At 64.5% G+C, this 15,802-nt stretch carries 14 protein-coding genes; 4 read left to right on the plus strand and 10 right to left on the minus strand.

Features of this window, described 5'->3' with window-relative positions; genetic code table 11:
• Window positions 1-30: 30 nt before the first annotated feature.
• Window positions 31-345, plus strand: a complete 315-nt coding sequence (locus QAZ22_RS00740; protein ID WP_278077318.1) for a hypothetical protein — start codon at window positions 31-33, stop codon at window positions 343-345.
• A gap of 123 nt (window positions 346-468) precedes the next feature.
• Here QAZ22_RS00740 and QAZ22_RS00745 read toward each other — a convergent pair whose 3' ends face one another.
• From QAZ22_RS00745 to QAZ22_RS00780, 8 genes are all read right to left on the minus strand, one after another.
• On the minus strand, window positions 469-954 hold the full coding sequence (locus QAZ22_RS00745; RefSeq protein ID WP_278205038.1) for an ester cyclase: 486 nt from the start codon (window positions 952-954) through the stop codon (window positions 469-471).
• Window positions 955-1,143: 189 nt separating this feature from the next.
• On the minus strand, window positions 1,144-2,571 hold the full coding sequence (locus tag QAZ22_RS00750) for a gamma-aminobutyraldehyde dehydrogenase (protein ID WP_278205040.1): 1,428 nt from the start codon (window positions 2,569-2,571) through the stop codon (window positions 1,144-1,146).
• 104 nt (window positions 2,572-2,675) lie between these two features.
• A complete protein-coding gene (locus QAZ22_RS00755) occupies window positions 2,676-3,491 on the minus strand; it encodes an ABC transporter permease (RefSeq protein ID WP_278205041.1) in 816 nt (271 codons plus the stop codon).
• Window positions 3,481-4,446: an ABC transporter permease gene (locus tag QAZ22_RS00760; protein WP_278205042.1), complete on the minus strand. Its 966-nt coding sequence runs from the start codon at window positions 4,444-4,446 to the stop codon at window positions 3,481-3,483. The genes QAZ22_RS00755 and QAZ22_RS00760 overlap by 11 nt, the downstream gene beginning before the upstream one ends.
• Window positions 4,447-4,699: 253 nt before the next feature.
• Complete coding sequence (locus tag QAZ22_RS00765) at window positions 4,700-5,698, minus strand: ABC transporter ATP-binding protein (protein WP_278205043.1); 999 nt, start codon at window positions 5,696-5,698, stop codon at window positions 4,700-4,702.
• A 186-nt stretch (window positions 5,699-5,884) separates the two neighbouring features.
• Complete coding sequence (locus QAZ22_RS00770; RefSeq protein WP_278205044.1) at window positions 5,885-7,039, minus strand: ABC transporter substrate-binding protein; 1,155 nt, start codon at window positions 7,037-7,039, stop codon at window positions 5,885-5,887.
• 204 nt (window positions 7,040-7,243) lie between these two features.
• A complete protein-coding gene (locus QAZ22_RS00775; RefSeq protein WP_278205045.1) occupies window positions 7,244-8,155 on the minus strand; it encodes a LysR substrate-binding domain-containing protein in 912 nt (303 codons plus the stop codon).
• A 115-nt stretch (window positions 8,156-8,270) separates the two neighbouring features.
• Window positions 8,271-9,035 carry a DeoR/GlpR family DNA-binding transcription regulator gene (locus QAZ22_RS00780; RefSeq protein WP_278205046.1) on the minus strand — a complete coding sequence of 255 codons (765 nt, stop codon included), beginning with the start codon at window positions 9,033-9,035 and terminating at the stop codon, window positions 8,271-8,273.
• 400 nt (window positions 9,036-9,435) lie between these two features.
• Between QAZ22_RS00780 and QAZ22_RS00785 the strand changes: the two genes are divergently transcribed.
• Together QAZ22_RS00785 and QAZ22_RS00790 are read left to right on the plus strand one after the other, a co-directional pair.
• Window positions 9,436-10,335: a phosphotransferase family protein gene (locus QAZ22_RS00785; protein WP_278205047.1), complete on the plus strand. Its 900-nt coding sequence runs from the start codon at window positions 9,436-9,438 to the stop codon at window positions 10,333-10,335.
• Window positions 10,332-12,785 carry an FAD-dependent oxidoreductase gene (locus QAZ22_RS00790; RefSeq protein ID WP_278205048.1) on the plus strand — a complete coding sequence of 818 codons (2,454 nt, stop codon included), beginning with the start codon at window positions 10,332-10,334 and terminating at the stop codon, window positions 12,783-12,785. The genes QAZ22_RS00785 and QAZ22_RS00790 overlap by 4 nt, the downstream gene beginning before the upstream one ends.
• 322 nt (window positions 12,786-13,107) lie before the next feature.
• Here the strand turns inward: QAZ22_RS00790 and QAZ22_RS00795 are convergent, their stop codons facing one another.
• On the minus strand, window positions 13,108-13,740 hold the full coding sequence (locus QAZ22_RS00795; RefSeq protein WP_278205049.1) for a class I SAM-dependent methyltransferase: 633 nt from the start codon (window positions 13,738-13,740) through the stop codon (window positions 13,108-13,110).
• A gap of 97 nt (window positions 13,741-13,837) precedes the next feature.
• Between QAZ22_RS00795 and QAZ22_RS00800 the strand changes: the two genes are divergently transcribed.
• Window positions 13,838-14,740 (plus strand): phosphotransferase family protein, encoded by a 903-nt coding sequence (locus QAZ22_RS00800; protein ID WP_278205050.1) that lies wholly within the window; start codon window positions 13,838-13,840, stop codon window positions 14,738-14,740.
• Here the strand turns inward: QAZ22_RS00800 and QAZ22_RS00805 are convergent.
• Window positions 14,737-15,660, minus strand: coding sequence for a DMT family transporter (locus QAZ22_RS00805; RefSeq protein WP_278205051.1), 924 nt, complete (start codon window positions 15,658-15,660; stop codon window positions 14,737-14,739). The genes QAZ22_RS00800 and QAZ22_RS00805 overlap by 4 nt on opposite strands.
• Between the last annotated feature and the right edge of the window lie 142 nt (window positions 15,661-15,802).

The raw sequence follows: 15,802 nt of genomic DNA on the forward strand, positions 1-15,802 counted from the left end.
GCTCAACCGCAAATCAGGGAGGAGAAGCAAATGTTCAGCGCCAGATGGCAGATCGATGCCAAATTCGGGCACAAGCAAACCGCACTGGAACTGATGCGGAAATGGGAGCGCGAGATCGGCTCGCAGGTCGGCCTCGCCGACCTTAAGTTCCGACTCATGACCGGTTCAGTCGGCGCGCGGGAAGCGACGATCGAGGCCCACCACGAGGTCGAGAGCCTGGCCCAGCTGGAGGAATTCTTCGCCAAGATCGCCAAGATCGAAGCGCACGCCAAATGGGGCAAGGAGCTGGAGCCCTATGTGGTGTCGGGCACCAGCGTCTGGCAGATCTTCCGGATCGTGGAGTAGTGGCCCGAGCGGCAGGGCAGATGAGGGGCGGAGCTGACTTCTCAGAACTTGGCGCTGCCCCTCATCCGGCCCTTCGGGCCACCTTCTCCCCGTAAAACGGGGAGAAGGAAAGACCGCCGCTCCCTACATCAGGCCGAGTTGCTTGTAGAAGCCGAGCGCATCGTAATAGTCGCTCTGGGTCGCGATCTTGCCGTCCTTGATGGAAAACGTCGAGGCACCGGTGAAGGAGAACTTCTTGCCGGTGGCGGCCGTGCCGTCGCCCCAGGCACCGGTGTTGGTGCCGGAGAACTCCCACTCGAACGAGACGCGGTCGCCATCGACAACCGGCTTGCCCTTCATTGTCCAAACGGCATCGGGAACGGCCTTCAGGAAGTTGTCGATGACGCCGGTCTTGGCGGCGTCCTTGCCGGCCACCGGCTTGCCGACGGAGGCATCGTAATAGGTCACGTCATCGGCGAAGTAGCCGGCGGCCTTGGCCGAGTCATGCGCATTCCAGGCCGCGACGTAGGCCTCGACCACCGACTGCGCGGTGTCTCCGGCAAAGGACGGCGTCACGGCGAAAAGCGTGGCGGCGACGGCTGCTGATGTCAGAAATTGGCGGCGCTGCATTGTTGTTTTCCTCCCCGGTTGAAATGCTTGCCTCCGTTTGCTCCTCTCCTGTAGGAGAAGGTGACGAAGCTCGGTCGGATGAGGGGCGCCGGCCTGGCGCCAAGCTTACCCCTCACTCGGATTGCCAACCGATTTGCGAAGAGCAAATCGGGGCAATCCGACCTCTCCCACAAGGGAAGAGGTAAAGCGCTAGCCGTGCGCCACCATGACGTGGCGAACGGCGGTGTAGTCTTCCAGCGCGTAAAGCGACATGTCCTTGCCGTAGCCGGACTGCTTGAGCCCGCCATGCGGCATCTCGTTGGTCAGCATGAAGTGGGTGTTGATCCAGGTGCAGCCATATTGCAGGCGGGCGGCCGTCGCCATGGCGCGCGAGATGTCCTTGGTCCACACGGACGAGGCGAGGCCGTAGTCGCTGTCGTTGGCCCAGTTCACCGCTTCGTCGACCTCCGAGAAGCGGGTGATCGAGACGACCGGGCCGAATACCTCGCGGCGCACGATCTCGTCCTCCTGCAGCGCGCCGGCGACAACCGTCGGCTGATAGTAGAAGCCCGAGCCCTCGCCCGGCTTACCGCCGGTGGTGATCTCGATGTGCTTCAGTTCCGAGGCGCGCTCGACGAAACTCGAGACGCGGTCGCGCTGGCGACGCGAGATCAGCGGCCCGATCTCGTTCTCGGTATCTTCGGGAAGGTTGTACCTGATGGTCGAGACCGCCGAGGAGAGGTCGGCAACGAGCTTGTCGTAAATCTTCTTGCCGGCATAGATGCGGCAGGCGGCAGTGCAGTCCTGGCCGGCATTGTAGTAGCCGAAGGCGCGCAGCCCGTTGACCACGGCGCCGAGGTCGGCATCGTCGAACACGATCACCGGCGCCTTGCCGCCGAGTTCGAGATGCGTGCGCTTGACCGATTTGGCGGCGGCCTGCAGCACCTTCTTGCCGGTGGCAACGTCACCGGTGATCGAGATCATGTTGACCTTGGCATGGTTGATCAGCGTGTTGCCGACGCTGTCGCCGCGGCCGAGCACGACATTGACGACGCCTTCCGGCAGAATCTCCGAGAGGATCTTCGCCAGCTTCAACGCCGTCAGCGGCGTCTGCTCCGACGGCTTGAAGACGGCCGTGTTGCCGCCGCCGATCGCCGGCGCCAGCTTCCAGGCCATCATCATCAGCGGATAGTTCCAAGGCGCGATGGAGGCGACGATGCCGATCGGATCGCGCCTGACCATCGAGGTGTGGCCCGGCAGATATTCGCCGGCGACCTGGCCGGGCATCGAACGGACCGCGCCGGCGAAGAAGCGGTAGCAGTCGACGATCGCCGGAATCTCGTCATTAAGCACCGCGTTGATCGGCTTGCCGCAATTCAACGCCTCGAGCTCCGCGAACTCCTTCGCCTCCGCCTCGATACGGTCCGCGATCTTCAAGAGATAGCCCGAGCGCTGCGCAGGCGTCGTGCGCGACCAACTGACGAACGCTTGTTCGGCGGCACTGACGGCGGCCTCGATCTGCGCCGGGCTCGCTTCGGCCAAGTTGAAGATGGTCGCCCCGGTTTTCGGATTGAGGATCGGCTCCTCGGTTTCGGTGCCCTTCTCGAATTTCGAGCCGATCAGCATCTGGGTGTCCATTGGGTGTCTCCCTTAAAAGGAGCGAATAGCGAGTAGCGAATAGCGAGTAGAGGGACGGCTATGATTTCCCTATTGGCTATTCGCTACTCCCTACGCGCTGTTTTTCATTTTCCACTGCCGGCGATCTGGTCGCCGTCGCGGGTCAGGTAATAGGCAAGCAAGATCGGCAGCAGCGTCACCAGCACGACCACCATGGCCACGACATTGGTGACCGGGCGCTGGCGCGGGCGGATCAGCTCCTCCAGCATCCAGATCGGCACGGTCTGCTGTTGGCCGGCAGTGAAGGTGGTGACGATGACCTCGTCGAAGGACAGCGCGAAGGCGAGCATGCCGCCGGCAAGGAGCGCGGTGGCAATATTGGGCAGCACGACATGCCTGAACGTCTGGAAGCCGTCGGCGCCGAGGTCCATCGAGGCCTCGATCATCGAGCCGGAGGCGCGGCGGAGGCGGGCGACGGCGTTGTTGTAGACGACGACCACGCAGAAGGTGGCGTGGCCGAGCACGATCGTCCAGAACGAGAACGGGATGTCGGCCAGAGCGAAGGCCGAGCGCAGCGCGATGCCGGTGATGATGCCTGGCAGCGCGATCGGCAATATGACCAGCAGCGAAATGGTCTCGCGGCCGAAGAAGCGCGTCTGCGAGACGGCAGCGGCGCAGAGCGTGCCCAGCACCAGGGCGATCGCCGTCGAGATGGCGGCGACGCGGATCGACAGCGACAGCGCCTCCCATACGTCCGGCCGGTTCCAGGTGACGGCGAACCATTGCGTGGTCAGCCCCGGCGGCGGCCAGACGAAGCTCTTTTCTTCCGTCGTGAAGGCGTAGACGAAGATCAGAAGGATCGGCAGGTGCAGGAACAGCAGGCCGCAGGCGGCTGCGATCTTCAGGCCGAGCGGAGCGGACTGGCCGCGATCAGAGCGCATCGAAAGCTCCCATGCGCTTGGCGCCCCAGAGGTAGAAGCCCATGATGACGATGGGCACCACGGTGAAGGCGGCGGCTAAAGGGATGTTGCCGGCGGTTCCCTGCTGCGAATAGACGGCCTGGCCGATGAAGAGCCGCGAGGTGCCGATGATCTGCGGGATGATGTAGTCGCCCAATGTCAGCGAGAAGGTGAAGATCGAGCCGGCGACGATGCCGGGCAGCGCCAGCGGAAACAGCACGTTGCGGAAGGTCTGGCCGGGTGAGGCGCCGAGATCGGACGAGGCCTCGACCAGATTGCCTGGCACGCGCTCGAGCGCCGCCTGAACGGGGAGGATCATGAAAGGCAGCCAGACATAGACGAAGGCGATGAAGGTGCCGGTGAAGGACACCGAGAGCGAGTTGCCGCCGACGATCGGCAGCGACAGCCAGCCGTCGAGCAGCCAAAGCAGGTTCAGCTTGGCGAACAGCCAGGTGAGGATGCCTTCCTTGGCGAGGATCAGCTTCCAGGCATAGATCTTGACCAGGTAGCTCGACCACAGCGGCAGCATGACGCCGAGATAGAACAGCGCCTTCCAGCGGCCGCGCGCATAGCGTGCAGCGTAGTATGCGATGGGGAAAGCCACGGCCGCGGAGGCGAGCGTGACAAGCGCCGCCATCGTCACCGTGCGCAGGATGATGTCGAGATTGGCGGCCTGGAACAGGTCGCCATAGGTCTTCAGCGTGAACTCGCGGTTGATGAGGCCGGAGAACTCGTCGATCGAGAAGAAGCTCTGCAAAAGCAGAGCGAAGAGCGAGCCGATATAGACGATGCCCAACCACAGAAGCGGCGGCAGCAGCATCAGAAGAAGCAGGAGTTTCGGCCGGCGCCAGAAGAGGTCGGAGAGCGCACCGCGCATGCCGCCGCTGCCCGGCAGGATGGCGGGGGCCGGATTGGAGTTGAGCGCGGCGATGGTCATGGGGCCGCCTCGCCTTTGGGGAGGACATGGGAAAGGCAGAGTTCCTTCGCGCCCCCCTCTGTCCTGCCGGACATCTCCCCCACGAGGGGGGAGATCAGCAGCTCAGCCGCCGGCCCTCTCCCTGAAACTTTGATGATTGGCGAAAGCGGTCGCGACGTCCAATCTCCCCCCTTGCGGGGGAGATGTCCGGCAGGACAGAGGGGGGCGCCGTAGAGCGCCTCGCCTGCCCGACAGGCTACTATCCCAAGTGCCGTCATACCGTCTCGTCCATCAGATGCAGGTGCTCGCGGTTGAAGGTGAGCATCACCGCCTCGCCCTCGGCGGGCAGCGCCATGCCCGCCGGCACCATGGCATGGAGCCTGAGCCCGTCGGCATCGAGCGCCAACCTCGTGGTGGCGCCGAGATAGTTGGTGCCGACCAGGCGAGCGGCGACGCCGTCGCCGCTCGTCGCGGGAGAGACGCGGATGGATTCAGGCCTGAGACTCCCCCAGCGGTGCTGGCCGGAATAGCGGTGGACGAAATCCGGCGGCAGCACGTTGGACGAGCCGACGAAATCGGCGACGAAGCGCGTCTTCGGCCGCTGGTAGATATCCTCCGGCGTGCCGACCTGCATGATCCTGCCGTCGTTGAAGACGGCGACGCGGTCGGCCATCGAGAGCGCTTCACCTTGGTCGTGGGTAACGAAGACGAAGGTGATGCCGAGCACTTTCTGCAGCGACTTCAATTCCTCCTGCATGTTCTCGCGCAGCTTGAGGTCGAGCGCGCCGAGCGGCTCGTCCAGCAGCAGCACCTTGGGCTGGTTGACCAGCGCGCGGGCAAGCGCGACGCGCTGGCGCTGGCCGCCGGAGAGTTGGCCGGGACGGCGGGCGCCGTAGCCCGGCAGCCGAACCAGCGACAGCGCCTCTTCCGCCGCCTTCAACCGTTCGGCCTTGCCGACGCCCTTGACCATCAACCCGTAGGCGACATTGTCGAGCACGTTCAAGTGTGGGAACAGCGCGTAGTCCTGGAAGACGGTGTTGACGTTGCGGCGATAGGGCGGAACGCCCTCGGCGCGCTCACCGAAGATGGAAATGGAGCCCGCCGTCGGCTGCTCGAAGCCGGCGATCAGCCTGAGGCAGGTCGTCTTGCCGGAACCGGACGGCCCGAGCATGGCGAAGAACTCGCCCGGCGCGATATCGAGATCGACCGCATCGACGGCGCGCACGCTGCCGAAATGGCGCGAGACTTGTTTGAAGGAAACGGCGGAGGTCATGGGCTGCCTTGAAGATCAGGCCTCAAATTCGGGCGTCTGCGCTGCCCCTCATCCGCCTGCCGGCACCTTCTCCCCGTGAAGGACGGGGAGAAGGGACAACCTCCAGCGCTGGCGACCCCTCTCCCGTTCTTCACGGGGAGAGGGTAAGGGTGAGGGGCAGCGCCAATTTCCAAAGGCTAGGCGAGCCTACCGCCCGCCGATGACGCCGATATAGTCCGACACCCAGCGGTAATAGGGCACGCACTGGTCGTTCTGGCTGGCGCATTTCGACACCGGCGTCTTCCAGAACTTGATCTTCTCGAAATTGTCGTAGCCGTTGGTCTTGCAGCCTTCCTCGCCGAGCAGCTCGTTACCCTTGCAGGCGGCCGGCACGACCGGCAGCGAGCCGAACCAGGCCGAAACGTCGCCCTGGACCTTGGGCGACAGCGAGTGCTCGAGCCACATATAGGCGCAGTTCGGATGGGCGGCGTCCGCCTCCATCATGGTGGTGTCGGCCCAGCCGGTGACGCCTTCTTCGGGAACGGTCGAGGCGATCGGCTTCTTGGCGGCGACCAGCGTGTTCACCTGATAGGGCCACGAGCCGGAGGCGACCACGCCTTCGTTCTGGAAGTCGTCGACCTGGATGGCGGCGTCATGCCAGTAGCGGCCGACCAGCGTGCGCTGCGTGCGCAGCAGGTCGAGCGCCGCCTTGTACTGGTCCTCGTTGAGCTCATAGGGGTCCTTGATGCCGAGTTCCGGCTTGTGGAACATCAGGTAGTTGGCGGCATCGGCGATGTGGATCGGGCCGTCATAGGCCTGGACGCGGCCCTTGTTCGACTTGCCGTCGGGCAGCTTCATTTCCTCGAAGACGACGTTCCAGCTCTTGGGCGCTTCCTTGAACACGTCGGTGTTGTACATCAGGACGTTCGGGCCCCACTGATAGGGAACGCCATAGTGCACCTTGTCGACCGTGAACCAGGGCGCGTCCTTCAGGCGATCGTCGACCGTCTTCCAGTTCTTGATGAGATCGGTGTTGATGGGCTGCACGCGCTTGCCGGCGACGAGGCGCAGCGAAGCGTCACCCGAAGCCGTCACGAGATCGAAGCCGCCCTCGTTCATCAGCGAGACCATTTCGTCCGAGGTGTTGGCGGTCTTGACGTTGACCTTGCAGCCGCTCTCCTTCTCGAAGGCGCTCACCCAGTCGTAGTTCTTGTCGGTCTCGCCGCGCTCGATATAGCCGGGCCAGGCGACGATATTGACCTCGCCCTCGCCCTTGCCGAGCTCCTTGACCTGGGCGATCGCCTGACCCGAGAAGGTCAGCGCAACCGTCAACGCCGTGCATGACTTCAGGAATGCACTCATCATCGATCTCCCATTTTGGCGCATGACCCCGAAACCGGTCCGGTTTTCGGAAAGGATCATGCGCAAACCTGAACGCCGGAGCTCTTAGCGCCCCGACCGCCGCGCTCCCGGGCGGCTCTGTTCCCTGGCAGGAAAATTGCTGTGAAAAATCCGGTTTCGCAAATTCATTTATCAGAAAGGCGATATCGGATTTTCCGATAGCTTTCAGAGCCGCTGACGGACCATGCGCTGTGACTGGGCGAGGCCGATGAAGTCGCGGGCGGCCTGCGGGAGGCTGGAACCACGGCGCCAGACCATGCCGACCTGGACCACCGGAAGCGAGCCGGAGATATCGCGGGATTCAATGCGGTCGCCCTCGAGCGACCATGGGCGGTAGACGAGGTCGGGCAGCAGTGCGACGCCGGCTCCGGTGGCGACGAGGCTGCGCACGGCTTCGACCGAGCGGGTGCGGAAGGCGACGTGGGGTCTCGCGCCGATCGCCGAGAGCAGCTTGCCGGTGTTCTCCTCGATCTCGTCGACGGTGAGCATGATCAGCGGTTCGGAGGCGATGTCGCCGATCGAGATGATATCGGCGCTGGCGAGCTTGTGACTGAGCGGCAGCCAGAGCCGATAGGCGGAAACCTCGAGGATTTCGGATTGCAGCGCGGTGCGGTCGCGCAAATTCGAGGTGACCATGACGGCGATGTCGAGCTTGCCGCCGACCAGCAGGTGCTCGAGATAGTCGCCATTGTCCTCGATGGCCGAGACTTCGACGCTTGGGTAGGCACGGCGGTAGCGCGCCAGCAAATCGGAAAGCACGTAGCCGGCAACCAGCGAGGTGACGCCGAGCTGCAGCCGCCCGCCGGCCGTCATCTGGTCGCCGAGAAAAGCGCGGCGCGCATCGGAGACATCGGCCAGGATCTTGGTCGCGTGGCGCAGGAACTGGTGACCCTTGTGCGTGATGTTCAAGCCGCGCGGATGACGCTCGAACAATTCGACGCCGAGGTCGCTCTCCAGTTCCTTGATCGCCTCGGTGACCGAGGATTGCGAAATGGAGAGGTTCTGCGCGGCGCCCGACACCGTGCCCTGCTCGGCGACGGCGACGAAGAACTGGAGCTGGCGGATGGTGAAGGCCATGGGCGGACTAAACACGGCCAATGCGGCTGTGGGAAGTGGGACAATTGAGCTTTGGCGGCCCGTCGGAGCTCACCAACCGCTCATCTCCGGCTGGATAAAATCTCCTGGAATTGCCTTAAGCCACCGCAATGCTGAGCCGCGCCCCGGCCTGGCTGAGCGCGGCGGCGATGTCGCGCGGCGGCGGCTGGTCGGTGGCAAGCTCGGAAAAGCCGTCGAAGCCGCAGACCTGGACCAGTCCCTGCCGGCCGAACTTGGTATGGTCGGTGATGACCAACGAACGTTGGCCGCGCGACAGCACCATGCGAGCGAATTCCGCCTCCTCCAGCTCATAGTCGGTGAGGCCGGCGACGGCATCGACCGCGCCGATCGAGATCACGGCGTGGCTGACCGAGAAGCGGCTGACGAAATCGATCGCGGTGACGCCGAAAGCCGCGCCCGAATCGCTGCGCAGCTCGCCGCCGGCCATGTAGACCTTGTTGCCGTTCACCGTCGCCAGCGTGCGGGCAATGTCGGACGAGTTGGTGACCACCGTCAGCCGGCGATGGCCGAGCAGCTCGCGCGCCAGAAAGGACGTGGTGGTGCCGGTGTCGAGCATGACCGACTCACCGTCGCGGATGGTGGCCGCGACCATGCGGGCGATCAGGCGCTTTGCCTCGGCATTCTCGCGCATGCGGCGCTCGAACGGCGCCTCGCCGGCCATTGACGGAAGGCCGACGGCGCCATGCATCTTCAGGATCGATCCCTCGTCGGTGAGCGGCCTGACGTCGCGCCGCACCGTCTCCAGCGACACGCCCAGCCGCTCGGCCAGGCTGGCGATGGTGATCGTGCCCTCCTCGTTGAGGAGCCGCAGGATTTCGCCATGCCGTTTCGAGTGGATCATGTGAATGTCCGGAATTTTGACCGATTCTAAGGCATTCCTAACGCTTTTAAAGGAATTGCTTATATTTTCGGGCAAAACACCCAAAAAAGGTCACAGCTTTTGATTGACAGTCGGATCGCGCTGGCGTGAGATCAACGCCGTGACAGGCTCGGAACTGCCACGAGAGGATGATGGCAGAGCCGCAATCGACCGACCAGATCTTCTGGAACGTGCCTGGCGAGAGCTTTTTTCGAATCCGCGGGGGCGGATGCCGGGATCCTAAACCTGGCCAAGGGGCTCGTCGGTGCGGTGAGGGATATCAATCCCGGCGTCCCGCACCGACGAGGCTTTTTTGTTCTTTTTCATCGCTTTTTCAGAAACCGGCGCTTTGTCGAAAGCCGGCTGAAGCAGGAACAAAGCCGTGAGTGGCCCCGCAGTTGTCGAAGATCGCATCCGTGCCCTGCCCTGCTGGACCGGCAGTATCGAGATCGAGCCGCTGCCAGGTGGCCTGAGCAACGCCAACTATGTCGTCACCGACGGCGCCGGACGGCATGTCGTGCGCTTCGGCCAGGACTTCCCGTTCCACCATGTTTTTCGCGAGCGCGAGGTGATGACGGCGCGGGCGGCGCATGCGGCCGGGTTCGCGCCGGCCGTGCATTATGCCGAGCCCGGAATCCTGGTGACGGAATTTCTAGGCGCCAGGACCTTTCTCGGGGAGGACGTGCGCGCCAATCTCGGCCGCGTGGCGGCGCTGCTGCGCGGCTTCCATCGCGAGATGCCGAACCACGTCTCGGGCGCCGGCTTCATGTTCTGGGTGTTCCACGTGATCCGCGACTATGCCCGCACGCTGGATGAAGGCGGCAGCCGCAAGAAGGACCAGCTGCCGCGTTATCTGACGCTGGCGGACGAGCTCGAACGGGCGCAGAAGCTTTTGCCGATCGTCTTCGGCCACAATGATCTGTTGCCGGCGAACATCCTCGACGACGGCAAGCGGCTGTGGTTGATCGATTTCGAGTATGCCGGCTTCAACACGGCCATGTTCGATCTCGCCGGGGCGGCCTCCAATGCCGGCATGAGCGACGAGGAGTCCTTCGCCTTCCTGACCGCCTACTTCATGAAGGAGCCGGACAGCGAGATCCGCCGGTCGCACGCGGCCATGCAATGCGCCTCCCTGCTGCGCGAGGCGATGTGGAGCATGGTCTCCGAGCTCTATCTCGATGCGCCCGGCATCGACTACGTCGCCTACACCGAGGAGAACCTGGTGCGGCTCGACGCGGCGCTGGAAAACTACCAGACAAAGTACGGAAAACTGCACCCATGAGCCTGCCCAGCCACGCCGGAATCGTCGTCATCGGCGGCGGCATCATCGGCTGCTCGACCGCCTATCACCTGGCGCGCGACCACAAGGCCGACGTGGTGCTGCTGGAACAGGGCAAGCTGACCTCGGGCTCGACCTGGCACGCGGCCGGCCTGGTCGGGCAGTTGCGCTCCTCGGCCTCGATCACGCGCGTGCTCAAATATTCGGTCGAGCTCTACAAGGGGCTTGAGGCCGAGACGGGGCTTGCCACCGGCTGGAAGATGACCGGCTGTTTGCGACTGGCGACCAACGCCGACCGCTGGACCGAGTTCAAGCGACTGGCGACGACGGCAAAGAGCTTCGGCATGGAGATGCAGCTCCTGTCGCCGGCCGAAGTGAAGCGCATGTGGCCGCTGATGGAAACAAGCGACCTCGTCGGTGCCTCCTGGCTGCCGACCGACGGCCAGGCGAGCCCTTCCGACATCACGCAGTCGCTTGCCAAGGGTGCCCGCATGCACGGCGCCAGGCTCTACGAGGACGTGCGCGTCACCGGCTTCGAGATGAAGGACGGCCGCATCACGGCCGTGAAGACCGAGAAGGGCGATATCGCCTGCGACAAAGTGGTGAACTGCGCCGGACAATGGGCACGCCAGGTCGGCGCGATGGCCGGCATCAACGTGCCGCTGCAGCCGGTGAAGCACCAGTACATCATCACAGAGAAGATCGAAGGGCTCGCCAACGACGCGCCGACGATCCGCGACCCCGACCGACGCACCTATTTCAAGGAAGAGGTCGGCGGGCTGGTGATGGGCGGTTACGAGCCGAACCCGCAGGCATGGACGACTGGTCTGCCGGGGGGCGACGTGCCCAACGACTGGGAGTTCCGCCTGTTCGACGACGATTACGACCACTTCGAGCAGCATATGGCTCAGGCGATCGCGCGCGTGCCGGCGCTCGCCAACGCCGGCGTCAAGCAGATGATCAACGGGCCGGAGAGCTTCACGCCGGACGGCAATTTCATCCTGGGCGCAGCACCCGAATGTTCCAACATGTTCGTCGGCGCCGGCTTCAATGCCTTCGGCATCGCGTCGGGCGGCGGCGCCGGCTGGGTGCTGGCGCAATGGGTGGTCGACGGCGAGGCGCCGCTCGACCTCTGGGTGGTCGACATCAGGCGTTTTTCCGACCTGCACCGCGACCGCGACTGGGTGCGCGACCGCACGCTCGAAGCCTATGGCAAGCACTACACGATCGGCTTCCCGCACGAGGAATATCTGTCCGGCCGACCCCGCATCGTCTCGCCGCTCTACGAGCGGCTGAAGACGCATCGCGCCGTGTTCGGCTCCAAGCTCGGCTGGGAGCGGCCGAACTGGTTCGCGCCCGATAGCGTCGAGCCCGAAGACGTTTACTCGATGGGTCGGCAAAACTGGTTCGGGCCGGTGGGCGAGGAACATCGCCATGTGCGCGAAAAAGTCGGCATCTTCGACCAATCCTCCTTCGCCAAATACGAGATGACCGGCGCCGATGCGCTGAAGGCGCTCGACTGGATCTGCGCCAACGACATCAACAAGTCCGTGGGACGGTTGACCTACACGCAGCTTCTCAACACGCGCGGCGGCATCGAGGCCGATCTCACCGTGGCGAGGCTCGGCGAAGACAGGTTCTACATCGTCACCGGCACCGGCTTCCGCACGCATGATCTCTCATGGATCGGCGACCATATCGGCCAAGGACTCGATGCGACGCTGAAAGACGTCACCGAGGATTTCGGCACGCTGTCGCTGATGGGGCCGCGTGCCCGCGACGTGCTGGCAGCTGTGACGGATGCGGATGTCTCCAACGCCGCCTTTCCCTTCGGCCATGCGCGTGAGATCAACATCGCCGGCCACAAGGTGCGGGCGCTGCGGGTGACCTATGTCGGCGAGCTCGGCTGGGAGCTGCATGTGCCGATCGCCGCCACGGGCGAGATCTTCGATGCGCTGATGGCGGCGGGAAAGAAGCATGACATCCGGCCGGTCGGCTACCGGGCGCTGGAATCGCTCCGGCTGGAAAAGGGCTACCGCGCCTGGGGTTCCGACATCACGCCGAACGACACCCCGCTGGAAGCGGGCCTCGGCTGGGCGGTGAAGCTTCGGAAGAACACCGACTTCGTCGGGCGGCGGACGCTGGAGACGACGGCCGGCAAGCCGCCGACCAAACGCCTTGCCGGCTTCACGGTCGACGATCCCGAAATCGTGCTGGTCGGGCGCGAGACGATCCTGCGCGATGGCGAGCCGGTCGGCTATCTCACCAGCGGCGGCTACGGCTACACGGTGGAGAAGAACATCGGCTATGGCTATGTGCGCAACGCCGACGGCGTCAGCGACGATTTCCTCGCCTCGGGGGACTACGAGCTGGTGGTGGCGATGGAGCGCACGCCGGCAAAGATCCATGTCGAGCCGATGTACGATCCGGCGGGAGAGAAGATCAGGAGTTAGGGCTGGCACGCATCCGCGCGCTCCTCGCGCCGCTCTCATACTGCTACTTTGGCGATTGGCGAAACCGCCGACACAGCGCCCCTCTCCCCGTCACTATACGGGGAGAGGATGCCGGCAGGCAGGTGAGGGGCGGCGCCAGCACTGGATAGGCAAAATCGGAGCAACGGGCCTCGACTTGAAGCTGGACGCGTTAATCGTCGAAGTCAGCGCTGCCCCTCATCGCCCTGCCGGGCACTTCTCCCCGTATAGTGACGGGGAGAAGTGGGCTGGCCGCAGTGCCGGCGCTTTTCTTGCAACGTCGAAACCGTCGATGGCAGCGCTCCTAAATGACGCGCAGCACCAGGCCTCTGCTCGGCACCGTGTCAGCCTCGCCGGGCATCGAGGCGTAAGGCCGTGTCTCCTCGACGCGGGTTATCGCGCCCTGCGCTTCCAGCCCGGCGATACGCTCCGCAAAGCCGGCCTGCCAGAGCGTGTTCTTGACCGTCAGCACGATGATGCCGCCTGGACGGCAGATGCGGATCAGTTCGTCCAGGCCTTCGATCCCGACATGGCCCGAGGTGAAGACGCCGGCCGAGACGATGCCGGCATAGGTGCCGTCGGCGAAAGGCAAGGCGCCACCCAACGCCAGGCGATGCAGGGCCGCGTAGACGCCCTTCGCCGCAGCCTTGTCCAGCATGCCTTGCGAGATGTCGAGCGCTTCGACCTGTGGGTAGCCGGTGATGGCCAGCCATTCGCCGATCAGGCCGGTGCCGGCGCCGGCGTCGAGCAAGGGTTCGGCGCCGCGCGGCAGATGGCGGGCAAGCAGCGCCAGGCAGATCGTCGGATGGCGATAGCCGGCGGCCGACATCTCCGCGTCATAGGTCTCGGACCAGCTGTCATAGATCGCCGCCACTTCCTCCGGCCGCGTCGCCGCGTAGGCGGCGCCCAGCGCCTTGTTGTGCTTGCCGTCCGCCATAGCCGCTCCCGCCGCCGATTCGCGTCTCCCATGGTAGCCAAGCGGCAAAAACTGTGGAACCGTTCCGCCGCAAAACATGGAGTGATGGTAAAGGGGGATGACGATGGACGAGGCGCGCGTGGCGCTGGCCGCCATTCCGATGCTGGCCGGCTATGACGGTCCGCTGGAGCGGCTAGGCGGCCTTACCAACCGTGTTTACAGGGCCGGCGAGGTCTGCCTGCGCATTCCCGGCAAGGGCACTCAGGAATACATCAACCGCGCCAACGAGGCGGTGGCGGCGCGCGAGGCGGCGAAGGCCGGCGTCAGCCCTCAGGTGCTCTATGCCGATCCTGCTTCGGGTGTGATGGCGACGCGCTTCGTCGCCGGCGCCGAGACGATGTCGCCCGAGAAGTTCAAGACAAGGCCGGGCAGCCCGGCGCGGGCCGGCGAAGCCTTCCGGAAACTTCATGCATCCGGCGCGGTCTTTCCCTTCCGCTTCGAGCTGTTCGCGATGATCGACGACTATCTGAAAGTGCTGTCGACCAAGGACGTCGCGCTGCCTGCCGGCTATCACGACGTGGTGCGCGAGGCCGAGGTGGTGCGCGCCGCACTTGCCGCCCATCCGATCCAGCTTGCCGCCTGCCACTGCGATCCGCTGTGCGAAAACTTCCTCGATACGGGCGAGCGGATGTGGATCGTGGACTGGGAATATTCCGGCATGAACGATCCGCTGTGGGACCTCGGCGACCTCTCCGTCGAAGGCAGGTTCGACGCCGCCCAGGACGAGGAGCTGATGCGCGCCTATTTCGGCGGCGAAGCGAGGCCTGCCGAGCGCGGACGTATCGTCATCCACAAGGCCATGTGCGACCTGCTCTGGACGCTGTGGGGGCTGATCCAGCTCGCCAACGCCAACCCGGTCGACGATTTCCGCGCCTATGCCGACGGCCGCTTTGCCCGCTGCAAGGCGCTGATGGAAACGGAGGAGTTTTCACGGCACCTGGCAGCGATACGAAAAGGCTAATTGACGCCCTTCGGCACATTCTCGGGCGGCACCGCGGTTTCCACCACCTTCTGACGGTGGAAGATGAAGATGCCGGCGAGCACGACGATCGCCGAGCCGGCCAGGATACGCGGGCTCGGCATATCGCCGAAGAAAACCAGGCCGAAGACGATCGCCCACAGAAGCAGGCTGTAATGCAGCGGCGCCAGCGTCGAGGCCGGCGCCAGCTTCAGCGCCCTGGTGATCATCAGATGGGCGGCGCAGGACACGACGCCGAGCAGAAGCATGGCACCGAAATCGAGCGCGGTCGGCGCGCGCCAGGTGCCGATGGTGAACGCCCCGCCGACAATCAGCGTGCCGATGGTCTGCCAGGTGACCAAAGTGGTGTCACTCGTTCCACGCAAACGCCGGCCGAGGATGATGGCGAAGCCGAAGGCGATGCTGCCGATCAGGGCATAGGTCGACGACAGCGAGAACGCCGACGACGAAGGCTTCAGGATGATCAGCACGCCGCAGAAGCCGACCAGGATCGCCAGCCAGCGCCGCCAGCCAACCTTCTCGCCAAGCAGGAGATGCGACAGCGCGGCGACATAGATCGGTCCGGCCATGTAGAAGCTCATCACGTCGGCGAGCGGCAGATAGACGACGGCGGCGTAGAACAGTCCGGTGTCGAGGGTGGTCGCCACGACGCGCAGCAGTTGCAGCAGCGGCCTTTCCATCTGGAACAGCTTGCCTGCGCCCTGGTTGGCGATCATCGGGCCGAGCACGAAGAAGGCGCCGATGGAGCGGATCAGCACGACCTGGCCGACGGAGAAGGAGGCGACCAGCCATTTGCCCATCGCGTCGTTGAGCGCGAACATGAAGTCGCCGGCCAGCATCGAAAGGATGCCGGCGAGCAGAACGTTGCGGATCGCGAAATTGCGGGCGATGGACTGGGCCATGCCGGCTCCCTACTCGCAAGCTGTCGCTTTGACGAGGGAAATCCGTAAGACCAGCGGCGGAAACGAGGTTGGCCGAAGCGCCGGAACTTCGTCATCCACGGGCGGAGCGGGAGCGAAGCGGACGCGCAGACCCGAGGATCCA

The organism is Mesorhizobium sp. WSM4906 (genome assembly GCF_029674625.1).
GTDB lineage: Bacteria > Pseudomonadota > Alphaproteobacteria > Rhizobiales > Rhizobiaceae > Mesorhizobium.

What these genes read in the sequence shown, in the direction of transcription:
- QAZ22_RS00745 (WP_278205038.1), bottom strand. Translation starts at nt 954, where the DNA reads ATGCAGCGCCGCCAATTTCTGACATCAGCAGCCGTCGCCGCCACGCTT.
- QAZ22_RS00765 (WP_278205043.1), bottom strand. Translation starts at nt 5,698, where the DNA reads ATGACCTCCGCCGTTTCCTTCAAACAAGTCTCGCGCCATTTCGGCAGC.
- QAZ22_RS00750 (WP_278205040.1), bottom strand. Translation starts at nt 2,571, where the DNA reads ATGGACACCCAGATGCTGATCGGCTCGAAATTCGAGAAGGGCACCGAA.
- QAZ22_RS00805 (WP_278205051.1), bottom strand. Translation starts at nt 15,660, where the DNA reads ATGGCCCAGTCCATCGCCCGCAATTTCGCGATCCGCAACGTTCTGCTC.
- QAZ22_RS00790 (WP_278205048.1), top strand. Translation starts at nt 10,332, where the DNA reads ATGAGCCTGCCCAGCCACGCCGGAATCGTCGTCATCGGCGGCGGCATC.
- QAZ22_RS00795 (WP_278205049.1), bottom strand. Translation starts at nt 13,740, where the DNA reads ATGGCGGACGGCAAGCACAACAAGGCGCTGGGCGCCGCCTACGCGGCG.
- QAZ22_RS00770 (WP_278205044.1), bottom strand. Translation starts at nt 7,039, where the DNA reads ATGAGTGCATTCCTGAAGTCATGCACGGCGTTGACGGTTGCGCTGACC.
- QAZ22_RS00755 (WP_278205041.1), bottom strand. Translation starts at nt 3,491, where the DNA reads ATGCGCTCTGATCGCGGCCAGTCCGCTCCGCTCGGCCTGAAGATCGCA.
- QAZ22_RS00800 (WP_278205050.1), top strand. Translation starts at nt 13,838, where the DNA reads ATGACGATGGACGAGGCGCGCGTGGCGCTGGCCGCCATTCCGATGCTG.
- QAZ22_RS00775 (WP_278205045.1), bottom strand. Translation starts at nt 8,155, where the DNA reads ATGGCCTTCACCATCCGCCAGCTCCAGTTCTTCGTCGCCGTCGCCGAG.
- QAZ22_RS00740 (WP_278077318.1), top strand. Translation starts at nt 31, where the DNA reads ATGTTCAGCGCCAGATGGCAGATCGATGCCAAATTCGGGCACAAGCAA.
- QAZ22_RS00780 (WP_278205046.1), bottom strand. Translation starts at nt 9,035, where the DNA reads ATGATCCACTCGAAACGGCATGGCGAAATCCTGCGGCTCCTCAACGAG.
- QAZ22_RS00760 (WP_278205042.1), bottom strand. Translation starts at nt 4,446, where the DNA reads ATGACCATCGCCGCGCTCAACTCCAATCCGGCCCCCGCCATCCTGCCG.